The organism is Priestia megaterium (genome assembly GCF_041941685.1).
Classification (GTDB): Bacteria; Bacillota; Bacilli; order Bacillales; family Bacillaceae_H; genus Priestia; species Priestia megaterium_C.
Map to the genome: position 1 here is coordinate 937032 of NZ_CP130958.1, position 19930 is coordinate 956961.

Below are 19930 nucleotides of genomic sequence, written 5' to 3' on the forward strand. Positions count from 1 at the left end.
AAAATATTACAGAAAAATGGATGGAGTAATATAGGGTAAGTGTTAACTATATCGAACAAAGGGTGTATAAAATGAATAAATATCAAATTGCATTGTTAGCTAATGTCCGCAAGCAGCTGCAAGAGTGGACCGATCAAAATGAAGAAATACCTCATGAAGAGGTCTATCGCTTTTTGCATTCAATTTCTGGAACGTCTGCGACCATTGGGCTGCATTATTTAGGAGATCGTTCGCGCGAATTAATGGAAGCTGTTGAAAAAAACAGAAAAAAAACTGGAATTATGCGGAGTTGAATACTTTTTTATTAGATATTATTAAAATTTCTTATCAAGATGAAATTCAATCTGCAGAAGATATAAATAAACCGATAGAAATCAGTGAACAAACAGCTAATATTTTACTTGTAGACGACGATCTTTCAATGCTGATGTATTTAAAAGAACAATTTGAAAAACAAGGCTGGTACGTATTAGCAACTGCATCTAAAGAAAAAGCCATTACGGCTTTTTACGAATTAAAGCCGGATTGCTTTGTTGTTGATGTACATATGAAAGACGGTACAGGCTTTGACATTCTGTCATTTTTGCGTGATAAAACAAAGCAAATGTTCGTCCCGATTGTCATGATGAGCGATGATAATCAAAGAGAGACGCGTTTGAAGGCTTTTAAATTAGGGGCCGATGATTTTTTTGTTAAACCTTTTGATATGGAAGAAAGTCTACTTCGAATTGGTCACCATATTGAACGAAAGCAGATGTTTAACTCCTATTTAATGTTTGATGAATTAACAGGAGCCTATAACCGAACGTATTTAAAAGAAATCTACAGTCAGCAGCTATCCAGCTACGACCGCTTAAAAGAGCCTTTTTGTTTAGCGATTTTAGATTTAGATTTCTTTAAAAGAATAAATGATCAGTATGGGCACCTTATGGGAGACCGCGTGCTGCAAGCATTTGTAGAGTATATGAAGTATGAAATTCGTCCAACAGATTACATCTTTAGATATGGAGGCGAAGAATTTATTCTTTTACTTCCAAAAACCAATATAAAAGAGGCAGAAACAGTATTAAATAGACTGTTGGATTTGTTTGTGAAAAAAGTGTTCACGCATCAAAGCAATTCGTTTTATTGCAGCTTTTCCGGCGGAGTTGTAGAAGTTCATAACACTGAATGGCCGCTCGACAAAGCTCTTCATCAAGCTGATGAAGCATTATATATAGCGAAGGAATCAGGACGTCAAAAAATTGTAGCTTCTTCTCAAAGCAAGCTGGTTAAAAAGCGAACGCTTCGTATGGCTATTATTGATGATGATTCTATCATTCGAACGATGCTGAAAGAGCTTTTAAGTAAGATTGATGTAGGAGATCGCTATGAAGTGAAAATAGAAGTGTTTAAAGATGGCATCGAATTTTTTGAGTCCCAATGGATTCATTCTAGTGATCAGTACTTTGTTATTTTAGACGGAATGATGCCTAAAATGGATGGCTTAGAAGTGCTACAAAAATTAAGACAGCATAAACGTCTCGATCAGTATACGGTTATTATGCTTACATCAAGAAACAGCGAACAAGATATTCAAAGAGCATTAGAACTTGGGGCAGACGATTACATGACAAAGCCATTTAAGTTAATGGAGCTTGAAGCGCGCGTACGTCATTTAATGAAGAAGGTGAAATAAATGGCGATGTCAATTCAAGTAGTATATGTCTTATTTGGCGCATTGCTATTGCTTTTAGTCTGTTTTCTGATTTATTTACTTATTCAAAAAGCGCGTTTAAACGCTTTTCGAGCAAAAGTAGAATTCTATAAAGATAGTATGAAAGAATCTCTTTTTATTTATTTATACAGAAAAGATGAAGAACATCGGGTAGAGCCTAAAAATAAAATAGAGCTGGCGGGTGTAGAAGAACTATTGAGCGGTTTTGCTGCAGCTGTGCAAGGCGATGAAATTCTAAATAACATCACGCTCTATGCGGAGAAGATTTTTACACCCAAATATAAAAAAGAGCTGCATCATTCTAGGTGGAGTGTCAGAATGAATGCCCTTTATGCTATTGAAGACTTTGGTCTAACTACGCTAACGGACCAATTAGTAGAAATGTATAAGAAAAAAAACAGTACAGCGGCTGAAAAAAATCAAATTTTAAAGATTTTAGTTAAGCTGAACCGTCCTGAGTTTGTTGTATACATGACGAACTCTTCTAAACCGTTGTCTGAATTTATGTACCGCTCTTTGTTTGGAACCATGAACAGTGAGCAGTTTCAGCAATTTATTAATAAATTTGAAGACCTACAAGAAGAAATTCAGCTGCCTCTTATCGATATGATCGGTATCAATCATAAGTTAGAGTATATAGATTTCTTAAAAATGCACATGAAAAGTTCATCAGAAGAACTGCGAATTCGTTCGTTGAAATCACTTAATGCGTTATCTTATCCGTTAAAAATAGAAGAGCTCACGAAACACCTTCAGTCAGCTATTTGGCAAGAAAGAATGATGGCTACGAAACTAGTAGGCAAAACGAGAGATGAGAAGGGATTGTCACTTCTTGAGCAGTCGCTAAAAGAATCTCATTTTCTTGTGCGTTCGAATGCTGCTCAGTCAATGATGAAAATCCCAACAGGTAAAGAATACTTAGTTCATGTATACAAAACGACTGATGACAAGTTTTCAAAAGATATGGCAGCAGAATGGCTTGAAAAAGGAGGAGTTACGGTTGTGGAATAGTATTTGGCATCTTTTATTGTCCATTTGCGGATGGGCTGTATTTGCTTATATGATTTTTGTGCTTTGTTTTTATTTTATGATGTTTATCATCTCTGCTTTTCAACTGCGAAAGCAATATCAATTAAATGATGAAGAACCTTATGAAGATTTGCTTACGGTTAGCTATACAACACCGTTATCTATATTAGTTCCAGCTTATAACGAATCTGTCGGGATTATTGGAAGCGTGCGTTCGCTGCTTGGAATTGAATATCCGGAATATGAAGTCATTGTAGTAAACGACGGATCTTCGGATGATACGTTAGAAAAGCTAATCGAGGAGTTTTCTCTTGTGAAAATGAATCGAGTTGTGAGAAAGCAAGTAGAGACGAAAGAAGTAAAAGCTGTATATCGTTCTAAATTATACGATTATTTATATGTAGTCGATAAACAAAATGGGGGAAAGTCAGATGCATTAAATGCAGGAATTAATTTATCCAACTATCCTTATTTTTGTTCGATCGATGGCGATTCAGTGTTAGAAAGAGACGCTTTTTTAAAAGTTATGAAGCCAATTATTGATTCAGACGGAGAAGTAATTGCTTCAGGGGGAAGTATTCGAATTGCAAACGGATGTAAAATCGAAAACGGCGCCGTTGTATCAATTGGTCTTGATACGCAGCCGCTTGTTGTGATGCAGATTATTGAATATTTACGTGCCTTTCTTATGGGGCGCATTGGTCTCAGTCGCCATAATTTATTACTTATTGTGTCAGGAGCATTTGGCGTATTTTCTAAACGCTGGGTGATTGAAGCTGGGGGTTATTCTCATACAGTCGGCGAAGACATGGAGCTTGTTGTTCGCCTGCACCGACTGATTAAACAGAAAAAAACCAACAATCAAATTGTTTATATTCCAGATCCCGTATGCTGGACAGAGGCACCCGATGAAATCAAATATTTGCGAAGACAGCGGAACCGCTGGCACCGCGGTTTATTTGATAGTCTTTGGAAGCATAAAGAGATGCTGTTTAATCCGAAATACGGAAGTATCGGAATGATTTCTATGCCTTATTTTGTGTTTATTGAACTAATCGGGCCGGTCATGGAAATGTTAGGCTATTTGTTTATTGTTATTTCTCTAGTTGTAGGCGGGATTTATGTAGAATTTGCTTATTTGCTTTTTCTCTTGATGGTTGTATATGGTTCTCTTTATTCGATGGCGGCCGTTTTGCTAGAAGAGTGGAGCCTTCGCAAATATCCAAGAGTATCCGATATTGCTAAGCTATTTGTCTTTTCCCTGACTGAATCCTTTTGGTATCGCCCTCTAACTGTTATATGGCGCTGTCATGGATTGTTGGATGTTATTCGCAATAAAAAAGGCTGGGGAGACATGCAGCGAAAAGGAGTTTCACAATGAAAAAATGGTTGTTAATTGGCGGCATTATTTTGGTTATGGCAGTAACGGCTTCTCCATTTCTTATTTGGCAGCTAAAGAAACCAACTGATTCGAATATGCTTGTCATTGATAAAACAGTGCCGGATCAAACGTTTCGAGAGCATCAAGGTTTAATGTGGATGCTGAATCAAGCGAAAGTACGTAAAGAGGGGAAGCCTTATAAAATCTCAAAAGATTATGCAGGGTTTTACCCAAAAGGAGATAAAACATACAGCATTAAATCTCTGCCAACAACAAACTCTGCAGATATGATTTATATCACGGACACGTATGGCGTATACAAAGAAGATTTAGGCGTAAAAGCTAAAAGAGGAGATCGCTCTCAATTGGTGTATGGAGGCATGACTTCTGAAGACGTGAGCTACGTTAAGAAAGCGCTGAATGGACGTACAAAAACGCTGATTGGAGAGTTTAATACATTTGGAAGCCCTACTTCTTTAGACATTCGCAAAGAACTGTATGAATTGTACAATGTTACGTGGTCCGGCTGGATTGGTCGCTATTTTGAGGAATTCGGCAGTGAAGAAGTTCCTGCTTGGGTGAAAAGTGCTTACAAAAAGCAGTACAACAAGGAGTGGAGCCTTACAGGAAAAGGCTTATTATTCTTTAATGAATCCAATAAGCTCGTTATTATAACGGAAAAAGAATTAAAAGAAAATCCAGTATGGTTTCAATATACAAAACAAGGAAAGAAAACATTGAATTTACAGGATGAATCTGCTTATCAATATTGGTTTGACGTAATTACACCCCAGCAAAAAAGTGATGTGCAGGCTCAGTTTGTCTTTCACTTGGATTCTGAAGGAAAAAACAAGCTAAAGGAAAATGGTATTCCTTTGTCCATACCAGCAGTCGTTCATCATAATAAAGAGCGATATGATACCTATTACTTTGCAGGAGATTTTGCAGATCAAGGAGAAGTACCTTCCATTTATCAAACCTCTTTTTACCCGGTGTGGAAGAAATGGACAGAGAAAATCGGAAAAGAAGATGAGGCTTCTTTTTACTGGACTGTTTACCTGCCTCTTATGAATAAGATCATAGATCAACAGCAAAATGAATCTCAGCCTGCTTCTGTTACTTTTAATGAAAATATGGAAATCTATGAAGATGCTGACCGTAAAGTAGCAGGGAAAGTAGGAAAAGATTATTTGCAAGTTTATCAAAATGGCAAGTGGCAAGATTTGCTGATTAAAGGAGTAAATATGGGCATTAGTAAGCCAGGACATTTCCTTAGTGAGACTGCTATTTCGAAAGAAGAATATTTGCGCTGGTTTAAAGAAATTGGAAAGATGAATGCAAACTCAATCCGCGTATACACCATTCATCCTCCCGCCTTTTATGAAGCGCTTGCTGAGTATAATCAAAAAGCCGAAGAACCCATTTATCTTTTTCATGGGGTATGGGTGAATGAAGAAGTTTTCTATGATTCACAAGATGCTTTTGCAAAGGAAAATACAAAAGAATTTGAAGCTGAAATGAAAAGGATTGTAAACGTTATTCACGGAAATGCAACACTGCCAAAACGGACGGGACATGCTAGCGGAACGTATACAGCAGACGTTTCTCCTTACGTTTTGGGCTGGATTATAGGAGTTGAATGGGATCCCACGGTAGCTCTTTCGACAAATGAAAAACATAAAGGAATGAAAGATTTTAAAGGGCAGTATATCTATACCGAAAAAGGCAACCCCTTTGAAATATGGCTTGCTCAGCTTATGGAAAAAACAATTTCCTATGAGCAGGATAAATATGATTGGCAGCGGCCTATGAGCTTTACGAACTGGGTCACGACGGATTTGCTGAATCATCCATATGAGCCTTCTGAAGACGAAGATAAAGTGTCTGTTAATCCTAATTTAATTCACACAACTAAAAAATTTGAGCCGGGATTATTTGCCTCTTATCATATTTATCCGTACTATCCTGATTTCTTAAGCTATGAACCTCGTTATCTCGCTTATCAAGATCATCGAGGAGAGAAAAATAACTATGCAGGCTATTTGCAAAATATGAAAGAAGTTCATCATATGCCCGTTCTTATTGCAGAATTCGGTATCCCTGCTTCACGAGGATTGACCCATAGAAACGTATACGGGTGGGATCAAGGCTTTCATACGGAACAAGAACAAGGAAAGATTCTTTCACGCTTATACGAAGACATTGTTGATGAAAAAATGGCTGGCGGTATGGTCTTTACATGGCAAGATGAATGGTTCAAGCGAACGTGGAATACGATGGAGTACGACAATCCGAACCGCAGGCCATTTTGGACTGCTGAGTTTTGATCCAGGAACGAAGCTAAAAGTCAAAGTAGACGGTAAATCAGATGATTGGAAAAAGCTGAACAGCAAGTCGGTATATAAGCCGTCTAAGAAGTTAAAAGCATTGAACATTACAAGTGATGAAGGTTATCTATATCTACACGTGAGTGCAAAAGAACTGGAAGATCAAAAGCTTTATCTCTTGTTTAACACGATTAACAATCAGGGACAGTCAAAGATTCCTCAAATTCCTTCCTTAAAAACAAAAGGAATTGATTTTGTAGCAGAATTAAACGGGAAAGAAGACAGTCATTTATGGACAGACAGCTATTACGATACGTATTATTTTTCATATGCTCATCAGCTTCAAATGATCCCCGCGGTAAAAGGAACCGATACAAAAGACAACGGCATGTTTAATCCAATCAGGCTCGCCCTTAACAAAGAGTTAGCGATTGGAGAGGGGAAAAACAAGAGAACCATTCCTTTTGACGCCTATGAAACTGGGAAGCTCCAAGAAGGAAACAGCGATCCTAACTCTTCTTCATTTGATTCGCTTGCTGATTTTAAAGTGAATGAATTAAATGGAATTGCTGAACTTCGCATTCCTTGGGCGCTTTTAAACGTAAAAGACCCGAGTCAAAAAGAAATAATGGGAGATATTTGGTCCAAAAAAGGATTAGAATACAGCAAGAAAATAAAAGGAATTCAAGTAGGAGTCGTAGCTGTTAATAAGAAGAGCAATGACGTGGAAGATACGTTTCCGACTCAGAAAAAAGGAGAACTTTTATTAAAAGATTTTTACTTATACAATTGGAAAAATTGGGAGTATCCAACTTTTCACGAACGAATAAAGCCGTCCTACTTCATATTGCAAAAAACGTATGGACGACTACAAGCGGAGGAATAACAATGGCGAAAATTTTATTAGCGGAAGATGAAGAAGTGCTTCGTATGTTAGTGGTAGATACGCTTGAAGATGAAGGACATGAAGTGACGGAAGCAGAAAATGGCGAAGAAGCTTTGGAATTTATTAAAGAACGTGATTTTGACTTAATTATTTTGGATTATATGATGCCCGTGTTCACTGGGCTTGAAGTCATTCAGCAGCTGAAAGAAATGAAAGATAAGCGCCATACAAAAGTATTGATGCTTTCAGCTAAGAGTCAAGCTGCTGATCAAAGCCGAGTGTTAGAAGCAGGGGCTGCGTATTTTATGTCTAAGCCATTTAGTCCCCTATTACTAGCCGAACGTGTCGAGGGAATTTTAGATGAACAATAAACTAAAACGAAAAAGTATCTCAACCCAGTTCATCCTCTTAGCAAGTATCCTTTTACTTGCTTTTGCGGCGGGTTCAACTGTACTTGTTGTACGGCAAAAAGAAATTACAGCTGATTATGCCCAGTACAGGGCACAAGTACGAGAAAAGGCACAGCTGCTATCTACAATTGATAAATCAATGAACAAGGCTTTTTTGCAGGCTCGTGGGTTTATTGCGTTTGATTCAGAGGATATGTATAACGAGGCTGCAAGTCAGCAAAAAATTATCGAAGAAAATCTTGACCGACTTTCAGGTCTAGCCGCAGATAGACGTGAGCGTACGTTTGTAAATGAAGCGACGGTGATGCTAAACACGTATTTTAATCAAACGCTTCCTTATTTTAAAGATATTTACGACAAAAAAGGTATTGAAGGAGTCCGCTCTAGTCCTGAGCGGAAGGCTGCTTCTAAATCAATAGAACAAATGCAAAAAGAACTTGATGACTACCAAAATGAATTAACTAAAGACTTAAATACACAGTACGATGATACGTCGAGTGACATGCAGAAAAGTCAAACGTTCTTTATTTTATTTTTAGCGTTTACAGTAGTCATTTTATTATTGCTTACACGGGTACTGCTAAATAAGTTTGTAAAGCCACTGAGTCAGCTCGCATATACGGCAAGCGAAATTGCTGCGGGAAAAGAAATGCCTATGACATTTGATGAACATAGAAGAGATGAAATTGGCATGCTATCTCAAGCCTTTTACAGAATGGTATCGACTTTGCAAAATAATGAACAGGAGTTAACGGCTCAAAATGAGGAGCTGATTGCACAGCAAGATGAATTGCACAGTCAGCAAGATGAACTTCAGCACGCATTAGAATTGACAAAGGAACGAGAAGGGGAGTTAGAATTGCGCAATTTATTTGTGCATGGACTAACAAATTCTCTTCACAAGCAAGAAGTTCTCACGAGTGCTGTCACAAACATGAGCCGGGTGATGAAAGCTGATCACGGGTTTATTATGCTAGCCGATGAAAAGACACATGCTTCATTTGGTCTATCTTCATCAAGTGTTCAACAGATGGTGGCAAATCTTCATAATAATTACGTTGATCATGTGCAAAAGACGAAAAAATGTATGGTAGTAAAAAGAGAGTGTATAGAACATGAGCGCCTATATCATCAGCAAACGTTTTATTTGTATGATGTTATCGTACCGGTGCTGTCTTCACAGGGAGATATGCTAGCCTATATGTTTTACAGCCGCTACGCGGATGAATACACAGACCATGAATTACAGACATTTGAAATACTGGCCAAACAAATCACGATTGCTCTTGAAAAAATTTATATTTATGAAGAGTCTGAGCATGACCGATTGCTATCTCAAGATATTTTAAATTCGATTCAAGAAGGAATGCAGCTTGTAGATACAAGCGGTACGATTCTACAAGTGAATACGAAGATTAGCGAATTGTTTCAATATGAGCATCAAAGCGGGCTTCTTCAGCTCTCTCGCGATCAATGGATAGATGCTCTCTCTCAAAAAGTCGAAAATATACAGCAGCTGAGACAATACGTTGAAGCCATTTGTAAGGGAGAGCAAGTAGAAAAGTCTTTTGTTTATTACCTGCACACGGATGGTAAGCGAAAAGTTATAAAAGTTTATAGCGAATACGTGTATCGAAACCGTCAGATGTTTGGCGTATTGTTCGTTCATCGTGATATTACGAAAGAATTTGAAGTTGATCAGATGAAGTCGGAATTTGTAAGCACTGTGAGTCACGAGCTGCGCACACCTTTAGCAAGCGTATTAGGGTTCACTGAGCTTATGCTAAACAAAACATTAAAAGAAGAAAGACAGAAGAAGTATTTAACTACTATTTATCAGGAAGCACAGCGGTTAACGTCTTTAATCAACGATTTTCTGGACGTCCAAAGAATGGAAGCGGGGAAACAAACCTACGATAAAAAGTATCAAGACATTCTGCCGCTTATTAAGCAGGTGATTGAGGTCCAGAAAATACAAACAAATAAGCATGAATTTGATATGATTTCTGATCAAGAGCATTTTACAGTAATGGGAGATAAAGATAAGCTGCTGCAATTGTTTAATAATGTAATTAGCAATGCAGTGAAATATTCGCCCGATGGAGGGAACGTTACAGTTAAAGTGTATCAAAGGGAACACGCTGTTTATATTGATATTCAAGATGAAGGAATTGGTATACCAAGTGAAGCGCTAGGTCAATTGTTTACCAAATTCTACAGAGTAGATAACTCCGATATGCGCAAAATTGGCGGAACGGGTCTAGGATTAGCAATTGTAAAAGAAATTGTAAAAGCTCATGGCGGAGACATTACTGTACAATCGGAATGGAAAAAAGGAACAACATTCACGGTTGTTCTGCCTCTTCTATATGAAGTTCAGTACGATGAAGAGATGATAAATACAAATGATAACCGTAAAAGCGTAGTGATTGTAGAAGATGATAAAAGTTTAGCGACGCTTTTACAGGTAGAATTAAAAGAAAGCGGTTTTCACGTTCGGTATTTTAACAACGGAGAAGACGCATTAAACTCTATTCATCAGCAAAAGCCTGAAGTGGTTGTTCTAGATATTATGTTAGGAGAAAATAAGTTAGACGGCTGGGATGTTTTAAGACATCTCAAAGAAAATACAGAGACAGAAAAAATTCCTATCTTAATCTCATCTGCTTTAGACGAAAGAAGCAAAGGGTTAGAGCTTGGAGTGTGTGAGTTTCTGATTAAACCTTATCAGCCTAGTAAATTATCCAAAACGATTCTCCAGCTGCTCTTGAAAAAACAAGAGCATGAAGGAGAAATTATGATTCCATCAGATAAGGAAGAGTAGAAATTTGGTGAGGCTTCGTTATATTTACGGAGCCTCATTAAACGAAAAGAAAATTAGCAAAGTAATATAAAAAAAGTTGAAAACGCTATCAAAATGTGGTTTTATAGAAAGTAGGCATAACATGATGACCTTAGAATTACCTTTTTCCACCTCCTTACATGCGTAAGGAGGCTTTTTTTGTATAAATATAGTAAGATAAGATAACAAAACCTGATGCAGAATCGTTCATTGAATTTCAGCTAGTTAAGAAACTGCTCAAGAAAGTTTGATAGTGAAAGGCGTGAAGCTCTGGAGATTATTTCACAAAGGGAGGATAGTCTACCCAAGAAGTGAAGGTAGTTCAATTTTTATAATCATAGTATAATAAAAAATACGGTTATAAAAGCTGTGTTTGTTATACATCTTTTATATAGAAGGTAAGATTGAATTTTATATTTTCTTAAAGGAGGTCTTTCCTTGGATATTGCGTATATAATTGCTGAAGAAAGAATCAGACAAGCAATAAAAGACGGTGACTTTGATAAGCTGCCTGGGGAAGGCAAACCATTAAAGTTAGAGGATTTATCACATATACCTGAAGAAATGCGCCAAGCGTATAGGATATTAAAAAATGCAAACATGATAACGGATGAACAAGAGCTGAAACGAGATATGGCTACAATAGAAGAATTGATTTCTATATGCACGGATGCTAATGAAGAACAAAGGCTAACCGAGATGCTTACGGAAAAGCGTTTGCGCTTTGAGCAGCTCGTTGACAAGAAAAAGATGACAAGTTCTGCAGCTTACAGGACGTATCAGAATAAAATTTACTCCAAATTTTTTTATTAATGAGTGTAATGGACAAGACGATCGGAGGGTGAGAACTTGCGGCTGTTAATTTTATTGATTAGTATCATACTATTTATTTCGCTTTGTTTTTATATTTTTGCTCCACAAATAAAACGAGGTGCCCAATCGAAAAATGTGCCGGTTTTATTTATTCATGGCTATTTAGGCAGTCAAAAAAGCTTAGGGAAAATGATTAAACGATTTGAACAAAACGGATGGGGAACTAAAGTAGCTTACTGCGTTGTTCAAAAAGATGGAGCTATTCAGTGGAAGCATATTATGAAAGCAAAAGAGGGAAAACTTCCGCTTATTCATATCGTCTTTAAAAAGCCAGATGCCAGTATTGCTCAGCAGCAAAAATGGATTGAAGCTATTATGCAAGATGTACGTGATACATATAAAGCATCTTCTGTTGATTTAGTTGGACATAGTATGGGAGGAGTAACAGCAGCAGCTGTTAGTTTGTCTAACCCTCAATATATTCAAAAGTTAGTTACGTTAGGATCGCCAATTCAAGGATTAGATTATCAGGAATTAATGGAGATGTACCCTCATGCACGCAATCATATTGAATCTATGGGTGCTCGTGATTTAGCTTTTCACTCTATAGCGTTAAACAAGCTGTACGAAAGTCGTCAAGATTTCTCAAAAGAAATCGACGTTTTTTCAGGAGCAGGAGACGTGGGAGATAAGACAGATGGAGTGGTAACAGTAGAAAGTGCTTACGGACTGCAAGAGTTTACCGAACACATTCATCTCCAAACGTTTCATGAAGCACATTCGGATTTACATGAAAGCTCAGAGGTTGATAAAGCTGTCTATCAATTTTTAAAACGGGATTAAAGGGGGATTACGATGCTTTACTTAATTAGACACGGCCAAACAGATTGGAATAAAAACAAACTTATTCAAGGGCATGCTGATATTCCGCTCAACGAAGCGGGAAAGCAACAAGCTAAACGCGTAGCGGAACGTTTTCGAGATATCCATATTGATATAATCTATACAAGCGATTTGCTTCGTGCGCAGGAGACGGCTAGGGAAATTGCAGCAGCTGCTAAAGTAGAGAAAGTCGAGGTTTGTGAGCAGCTACGTGAGCGCTCTTTTGGAGAACTAGAATCAAAGAACGTAGAAGTTCTGCATGAGCTTGTGCCAAACTATGCAACAAATTGGGGAGAAGAACCTTTATATAATATCGAAACACTCGAAGCCGCTCAAGAACGGATGGTTCGGCGGTTAACGGAAATTATGAAGAAGTCTATCGGAAAGAAAGTAGCAGTTGTTAGTCACGGGGCGGCAATTAATACATTCATTCATCATGTAACAAGCGGAGAACAAGGAACAGGGGCTACTATTTTACAAAATACATCGATTACAACTTTTGCTTATGAAAGTGGAAAATGGCGCCTTGAAACGATCAATGATGCCAAACATCTTGAATAAATATACTTAAAGAGGCTGTGACAGTAGTATTTTAGTTGAGGGAAGATCCGAACGATTAATCGTTCGGATTTTTTTATGGTGATGGTGAACCTGGGTTTCATATATGTAAGTACTTCTAGCTGTTGATTGGAGGGCAAGGTGAAGACTCCTGAGGGAAAAGCGGAAGGGATGAGACCCCGCATATTAATTTTATATATAAATATTTATACAATTGATTTTAATAAAAATACATAGTAAAATAAGTTTTATTACTATTCTATTAAAGTGTTTAGTATAACTGAATTTCCTAATATTGTTTAATAAGTAACCATATTTCGGAATAAGATTAATTGATTTGTATAATTTCAAGGAGGATGTAGTATGTCAAAAGATTGGAGTCACTTATTTGAAAGAATGCCTGAATTGCTAGCACCGACGATGGCTAAAGACCATCCGAATTTGCCCGTTTTGAAAGAAGAAGGATGCTATTATTATGGATTGGATGGTAAAGAATATCTCGATTTTACTTCCGGAATCGCTACGACAAATGTAGGACACAGACATCCGAAAGTAGTAAAAGCAATCAAAGACGGAGCAGATCAATTATTGCACGGTCCTTCAGGTGTTATTATGTACGAATCGATATTAAAGTTAGCCGATGAGTTAGGAAAAGTAACGCCGGGCAATTTAGACTGCTTTTTCTTTGGAAATAGTGGCACCGAAGCAATTGAAGGAGCCTTGAAATTAGCGAGACATGTCACAAAGCGTCCGTATGTTATTTCTTTTTTAGGGGGTTTTCATGGCCGCTCGATGGGAGCTTTAAGTGTTACAACCTCGAAAAGCAAATATAGACAATTTCAGCAGCCTTCGGGACTGACGTATCAAATTCCATATGCCAATCCAAAAGAGTGCCCTGCGGAGCTAGACAGCGATGTGTACTTTACTGAAAAGCTTGAAAAAGATTTTGAAATACTCTTTAAGCACCAAGTCACGCCTGAAGAAGTGGCTGCTGTTATTTTGGAACCAGTATTAGGAGAAGGCGGCTATATTATTCCTCCGAAAAGTTGGATGAAGAAGTTAAGAGAGATTTGTGATCGTCACGGAATATTACTTATTTTCGATGAAGTGCAAACAGGGTTTGGCCGTACCGGCGAATGGTTTGCTGGACAAACGTTTGATGTCGTGCCAGATATTATGGCTATAGCAAAAGGAATTGCTTCTGGAATTCCGCTTAGTGCAACGGTAGCCTCTCAAGAATTAATGAAGCAGTGGCCCCTTGGCACACATAGTACAACATTTGGAGGAAATCCTATTGGATGTTCAGCAGCCCTTGCAACTCTTGAAGTGATGAAAGAAGAACAACTGCTGGATAACACGAAAAAAATGGGCGCTTATGCGTTAGAAAAGCTGCATCTTTTAAAGGGCAAACATTCAATTATTGGGGATATCCGTGGTTTAGGACTTATGATTGGAATTGAAATTGTTAATCCGGATACGGGAGAAGGCGATGGAGACGCCTTATTCGAGATTTTGGACTTAGCTTTAGAAAAAGGCGTGTTATTTTATTTTTGCGGAAATGCAAGTGAAGTTATTCGCATGGTACCTCCGCTTACTGTAACAAAAGAACAGATAGATGACGGCATTCGCATGCTAGATGAGGCTCTCACTTCTTTTGAGAAAAAGTCAGCTGTAAAAGCGTGATAAAAAAATTATATATTTGTAACCTAGTTGTCATAGTAATGGTAGCGATATCATAGTTTTAGAGGGAAAACAATTTTCTGAAAAGTAGTTGACATCTGTTTGTGCAGCATGTAACATAATATTTATCTTATCAACAATTATCAACAAAATTCGACAAACTTCTTATCAAGAGAGGTGGAGGGATAGGCCCTGTGAAACCTCGGCAACGGACTTTATAGAACCGTGCCAACTCCCACAAGCAGTGCTTGAAAGATAAGAAGAGACCAGGCTTACTAACAATTGTGATCCCAACCTCTTCTTACAGGCACTTAGACACTGTAAGTGGAGGTTTTAATTTTATGACAAGAATATGACATTTAGATAAAAAACAGCAGGCGAAATTACCTGCTGTTTTTATATGCTGTAAAATGATAAATAACCTACCAGAATTCCTAGTAAAAGTACTCCAATCGTAATATCAACAATCCACCACATCATTTTTTTCATTATTTATTCCTCTTTATTAATTAACTGTAGCTGTTGATCCGCCTGAAGCGCCGGAAGCTGTACCGTAAGCAGTTTGTCTTTTGATTCCAGCATTTTTAGCTGCAATTTTCCACTGCCAGTCAATTCGCCCGTAGGCTCGATTATTTTGCACCCAAGATTTTGAGCTCTTTTTTGAAATAGACACAAGGGGGTTTACATTTTTCGTGACGACGCCTCGTACACTTTTGACTGAAGTCACCGATGAGTTTTTCGTGTAATAGTCTACATACACCGTTAGTTTTGTTGTTGTAAATCCAGCCGCTTTATAAGAAGCCGTATAAGCTGCTGTTTTGAATAAAGGTGAAGCCGTTCTTGCTCCGTATGCTGCTGTACTTGCAGCTTCGACCGTGCCGCTAGTCTCTTCAATATCCATTTTTAACAGAGATGGATCCTTTAGTGATTGTACAACTTTTTGTTTTTGTTGACGCGACAGTTTTGAAAATTCATACAGTGAACTTTTATCACTTTGCGCTTTCAAGAACTGCGTGTAAGAAGCAACCGTTAAATGTGCAGGTTTTTCACTAGCCATAACAGAGTTTGGTACGACTAATAGACATAATAACGCACTTATCAGGAAAAAAGAAAAAAAAGTTCTTTTTGTAGCCATATTTATATAAATCCTTTCTAGTATTCTATCTTTATAAATAGATAAGAAGTAATTTATCGTTTTGAAGAAGGACTGTGTGCTGACATATTAACTGTCATCACGACACGAGCTTGCTGTACAGATTTCATAAAACATTCGTATAGAGAAGCGAATACTTTGTCTACATCTCCTTCTAAAGCTGTTGCAAAAGGCACGGTTTCGGCAAATACTCCCTGTTGTTTAACTGCGCCAATTCCGCTTTTGATGATGTCTACATAATGCGGCGTATCTAATGGATACAAAGAAAATTGAGTGGATACAGGGAACGAAGCACAAAGCTGTTGGTTTGAAGACATGTTTTCTTTTGATTTTATTTTTCTTTCTTCGAAATATTCTTCGTGCTGCCCTGTTGAAAACGTGGCATTCAGCACAATATGCTTTCCTGATTTTCCAGCACTTTTATAAACGGCTTGCACAACTTCAAATACGTCTTTGGCAGTTCCTTCAATAAACGTACTAACACGGTCCGTTTTTCGCTGAACTTTAGACATATCCACTTCGTTTAGTGCGCCTAAAATAATATCGATAAAGTTATCACTCATAACGGAAAGCGTAAAACGGCAGCCAACATTTATTTTTTCCAAGTTAATCACCCCTAAAATATAGATTTGTAGTTTTTTAATCATACAAATCATAAAATAACTTTTCTGTTTTGTATAGAAACAGAAGATAGATTCTTTATTTTTAGGAAATATTACATAGAAGAAACGAAAATAAATTGCATAACATGAAAAATAAGGGTGTTAAGAAAAGTCACATAATAAAAAAGAATAAAAAAACAATGTTAGAACTTCTGACAAAAAACTGGTATATAGACTGAAAACACCATATTATAAATACAAGATCACATTATTCTCCTGCGATTTCGTATAACCTCTTGAAAAAGGGACTTGGGATTTTATCATAAATCCAACCTCCTAGCTGTATAATCAGCTAGGAATTTTTTTTACCCAAACTCTCTATCGCGCATGAGGTTCCCTACACTTATTCAACTCAGAGCATGCACCATATATATTTAAGACCAGTGTAAGAAAGATTGCTTGAAGATGTTAGTGTTCGGCTTGAGCTAGAAATAGATAGATGTTACGAAAGAGGGGAAAGAAGGTATGACGCACACATTAATTAAAAATGCAGAGATTATTACGATGAATGAGAAGAATGATATTATTTACGGTGACCTTTATATTGTTGGAAATCGTATTGCAGCCATCGGGAAAAACCTGCATCCGGAAAAGGTAGATAAAGTCATTGACGCAGCAAATAAAACGATTGTGCCGGGCTTTATACATACTCATATTCATTTATGTCAAACGCTTTTTAGAGGGCAAGCAGATGATTTAGAGCTGCTAGACTGGCTAAAGAAGAAAATATGGCCGCTTGAAGCTTCACATGATGAAGAATCTATCTATTATTCAGCGCTGTTAGGGATCGGCGAACTCATTCAAAGCGGGACTACAACAATTGTAGATATGGAAACTGTTCATCATACGGACTCTGCTTTTCAAGCTATATCTCAAAGTGGAATCCGAGCTCTTGCAGGAAAAGTAATGATGGATAAAAAAGGCGATGATCTGCCAAAAGCTCTGCAGGAGACAACGGCTGACTCGATCAAAGAAAGTGTAGAGATGCTTGAAAAATGGCATAATTCAAATAACGGTCGTATTCGATACGCATTCTCCCCAAGATTTGTGCTGTCGTGTACGGAAGATTTGCTGCGTGAAGTGAGCCATTTATCAGCTGCATATAATGTCCATGTACATACTCATGCTTCTGAGAATCAAGAAGAAATTCGCATCGTAGAAGCTGAAACGGGTATGAGAAATATCATGTACTTAGATCATTTAGGGTTAGCCAATGAGCGCCTTATTTTAGCGCACTGTGTGTGGCTAAATGATCAAGAAAAGCAAATTATTAAGAATCAAGGAGTAAAAGTTAGTCATTGCCCAGGCTCAAACTTAAAACTTGCATCGGGAATCGCAGATGTGCCCGGTTTATTAGAGCAAGGTGTATTTTTAAGTCTTGGCGCTGACGGTGCTCCTTGTAATAATAATTTGGATATGTTCAACGAAATGAGGCTGGCCGCTACGATTCATAAACCCTCGTACGGACCAACGGCCATGAATGCAAAGCACGTGCTAGAAATGGCTACAATCGGCGGAGCGAAAGCAGTTGGGCTTGAAAAAGAAATTGGAAGTTTAGAGGTCGGGAAAAAAGCGGATCTTGCTATTTTAAATTTAAATCAGCTTCATACCTTTCCATCTTACGGCGTAGACCCTATTTCTAGAATTGTGTATTCAGCAACGCGAGGAGATGTAGAACTAACGATGGTTGATGGAGAAATTGTGATGGAAAATCGCGTATTAAAAACAATTGACCAAGGAATTGTATTGAAAGAAGCAAATCATTCGATTGATCGTCTTTTAAAAAGAATCCCGCTTTTAATTTCATAATCATGGATGTAAAACAAAGAAAAGGCTGGGATAAAAGTATTTTAGTTGAAGTAAAACTCGAATTATTGGTTAATAATTCGAGTTTTTTGTTGTCATGATGAACGTGGGTTTAATCTCTTTTTTGTATAAATGATTAAAAAGAGCACTCTTGCCACAGACTAAAGGGATAGAAGGAATAAATTTTCAAAATTCCAAACTAACGGAAGATAAAAATTTTTATAATGATAGCGTTTTCTACCTTTGCATATCTACAAATTAAGACTATAATAGGACAAAAGATTTTACTTTGCAACGTAAAATCCTCCTAAATCGTGTCCTTTTTAGGACATTTGAATAGGTAGGATTTTTTATTTTTTTTAGAAGTAGGGAGGCGCGCGTGTTGGAGCGTAACGGAATATTAGAGCGCTTGTTTAAACTATCAGAGCGCAACACAACACCAAAACAAGAAATACTAGCAGGACTTACAACTTTTATGACGGTCAGTTATATGGTAATCGTCAACCCCATTATCATGTCTGACGCGGGTATCCCCCGTGAAGCGGCTCTTGCAGCTACCATTTACGCCATTGTATTTAGTACGTTATTGATGGCTCTATGGGCAAATTTCCCGATTGTAACCGGTCCAGGGATGGGTTTAAATGCGTTTTTTACGTATTCAGTAGTATTAGGGCAAGGATTGTCATGGCAAACGGCACTTGGAGCAGTTTTTATATCCGGGGTCTTATTTTTTGTTTTAACGGTAACAGGAATACGCGGAAAGATTATTGATGCCATTCCGAACGTACTAAAGTCTTCCATAGCAGTTGGAATTGGTCTTTTTGTTGCGTTTATCGGTTTGAAAAACGCTGGATTAGTTGTGGCAAACGAGTCTACTTTTGTAGGGCTTGGAAATGTCATGGATAAAGGTCCCTTACTGGCTATTTTTGGGCTGATATTAGCAGCTGTACTGATGGCTAAAAATGTAAAAGGCGCTCTCATTATAAGTATTTTTGCTACGACAATATTAGCGATGATTGTAGGAGTACAAGCAGTTCCTCATTCCCTGAAAGACGTCTTTTCAGCTACGCCGCCAAGCGTCGGAGAAACATTTTTTCAAATGGATTTAAAGGGCGCAGTTGCCTACGGCATTTTTTCAGTTGTATTTTCTTTCACCATCGTAGAATTATTTGATACGCTAGCGACATTGATTGGACTATCTAAAAAAGCAAACTTAGTAGATAAAAACGGTAAAATTCCAGGTTTAAATCGCGCGCTTGCAGCGGATTCAATCGGTACAATGGCGAGTGCTATTTTTGGAAGTACTGCGTTAAATACGTATATTGAAAATGCAACAGGTATTGCAGAAGGAGGGCGTACCGGCTTAAAGGCATTAACGGTTGCCATCTTATTTATATTTACCTTGTTTTTCGCACCGCTTATTCAATTTATTCCAAGCGTTGCTACTGCTCCAGCACTCATTATTATTGGTTCGCTTATGCTAAGTGACATTAAAAACGTTAACTTCGACGATTTTACTGAAGTTGTTCCCGCTTTCTTAACAATTGTCATGATGCCGTTAACCTACAGCATTGCAGAAGGTTTAGCATTCGGCTTCATTTCATACACAGCGATTAAACTGTTTACAGGACGCCATCGCGAAATTCATTGGATGATGTATGTGATTACCATTGCCTTTTTTGTCAATTTTTATATGAGTTCGCATTAGGAAAAAAAGACGTAGCCCCACACTACGTCTTTTTTTGTTACTGAGTCCTTGTCAGAGAACATCGTGAAAGGATGAA

General features: G+C 37.7%; 14 protein-coding genes, 1 pseudogene and 1 riboswitch. Of the genes and pseudogenes, 13 read left to right on the top strand and 2 right to left on the bottom strand.

All coding sequences use genetic code 11. The features are described 5' to 3' along the window. Nucleotides 1-71: 71 nt before the first annotated feature. The 11 genes and pseudogenes from Q5794_RS04965 (at nucleotide 72) to Q5794_RS05015 (ending at nucleotide 14528) form a co-directional block, all read left to right on the top strand. Entirely contained in the window at nucleotides 72-293 is a 222-nt protein-coding gene (locus Q5794_RS04965; RefSeq protein ID WP_251033931.1) for an Hpt domain-containing protein, read from the top strand. Beyond that, on the top strand, nucleotides 290-1678 hold the full coding sequence (locus Q5794_RS04970) for a response regulator (RefSeq protein WP_251033932.1): 1389 nt from the start codon (nucleotides 290-292) through the stop codon (nucleotides 1676-1678). The genes Q5794_RS04965 and Q5794_RS04970 overlap by 4 nt, the downstream gene beginning before the upstream one ends. After that, the gene (locus tag Q5794_RS04975) at nucleotides 1679-2728 is read left to right on the top strand and encodes a HEAT repeat domain-containing protein (RefSeq protein WP_214984986.1); all 1050 of its coding nucleotides are present in this window, start codon (nucleotides 1679-1681) and stop codon (nucleotides 2726-2728) included. Next, on the top strand, nucleotides 2718-4127 hold the full coding sequence (locus Q5794_RS04980) for a glycosyltransferase (RefSeq protein WP_374988761.1): 1410 nt from the start codon (nucleotides 2718-2720) through the stop codon (nucleotides 4125-4127). Before Q5794_RS04975 ends, Q5794_RS04980 begins: the two co-directional genes overlap by 11 nt. After that, nucleotides 4124-7340, top strand: a pseudogene (locus Q5794_RS04985) (hypothetical protein). The gene Q5794_RS04980 and the pseudogene Q5794_RS04985 overlap by 4 nt, the downstream one beginning before the upstream one ends. Before the next feature lie 2 nt (nucleotides 7341-7342). Then, a complete protein-coding gene (locus tag Q5794_RS04990; RefSeq protein WP_214984992.1) occupies nucleotides 7343-7711 on the top strand; it encodes a response regulator transcription factor in 369 nt (122 codons plus the stop codon). After that, entirely contained in the window at nucleotides 7701-10574 is a 2874-nt protein-coding gene (locus tag Q5794_RS04995; protein ID WP_374988762.1) for an ATP-binding protein, read from the top strand. The genes Q5794_RS04990 and Q5794_RS04995 overlap by 11 nt, the downstream gene beginning before the upstream one ends. 456 nt (nucleotides 10575-11030) lie before the next feature. Beyond that, nucleotides 11031-11405, top strand: coding sequence for a DUF1992 domain-containing protein (locus tag Q5794_RS05000; RefSeq protein ID WP_057241500.1), 375 nt, complete (start codon nucleotides 11031-11033; stop codon nucleotides 11403-11405). Nucleotides 11406-11441: 36 nt separating this feature from the next. Beyond that, nucleotides 11442-12248 carry an alpha/beta fold hydrolase gene (locus Q5794_RS05005; RefSeq protein ID WP_057241501.1) on the top strand — a complete coding sequence of 269 codons (807 nt, stop codon included), beginning with the start codon at nucleotides 11442-11444 and terminating at the stop codon, nucleotides 12246-12248. A gap of 12 nt (nucleotides 12249-12260) precedes the next feature. Continuing rightward, nucleotides 12261-12848, top strand: a complete 588-nt coding sequence (locus Q5794_RS05010) for a histidine phosphatase family protein (protein ID WP_214984998.1) — start codon at nucleotides 12261-12263, stop codon at nucleotides 12846-12848. A gap of 360 nt (nucleotides 12849-13208) precedes the next feature. After that, nucleotides 13209-14528 (top strand): aspartate aminotransferase family protein, encoded by a 1320-nt coding sequence (locus Q5794_RS05015; protein ID WP_374988763.1) that lies wholly within the window; start codon nucleotides 13209-13211, stop codon nucleotides 14526-14528. Between the two features lie 159 nt (nucleotides 14529-14687). Continuing rightward, nucleotides 14688-14787, top strand: a riboswitch (SAM riboswitch). 243 nt (nucleotides 14788-15030) lie between these two features. Here Q5794_RS05015 and Q5794_RS05020 read toward each other — a convergent pair. Beyond that, nucleotides 15031-15660, bottom strand: a complete 630-nt coding sequence (locus Q5794_RS05020; RefSeq protein WP_097824209.1) for a hypothetical protein — start codon at nucleotides 15658-15660, stop codon at nucleotides 15031-15033. Nucleotides 15661-15713: 53 nt separating this feature from the next. Further along, nucleotides 15714-16283 (bottom strand): YkoF family thiamine/hydroxymethylpyrimidine-binding protein, encoded by a 570-nt coding sequence (locus Q5794_RS05025; RefSeq protein ID WP_214985003.1) that lies wholly within the window; start codon nucleotides 16281-16283, stop codon nucleotides 15714-15716. 522 nt (nucleotides 16284-16805) lie between these two features. Here Q5794_RS05025 and Q5794_RS05030 point away from each other — a divergent pair. Together Q5794_RS05030 and Q5794_RS05035 are read left to right on the top strand one after the other, a co-directional pair. Next, nucleotides 16806-18149, top strand: a complete 1344-nt coding sequence (locus Q5794_RS05030) for a 5'-deoxyadenosine deaminase (protein WP_214985005.1) — start codon at nucleotides 16806-16808, stop codon at nucleotides 18147-18149. Between the two features lie 379 nt (nucleotides 18150-18528). Continuing rightward, on the top strand, nucleotides 18529-19854 hold the full coding sequence (locus Q5794_RS05035; protein WP_214985007.1) for an NCS2 family permease: 1326 nt from the start codon (nucleotides 18529-18531) through the stop codon (nucleotides 19852-19854). Nucleotides 19855-19930 lie beyond the last annotated feature (76 nt).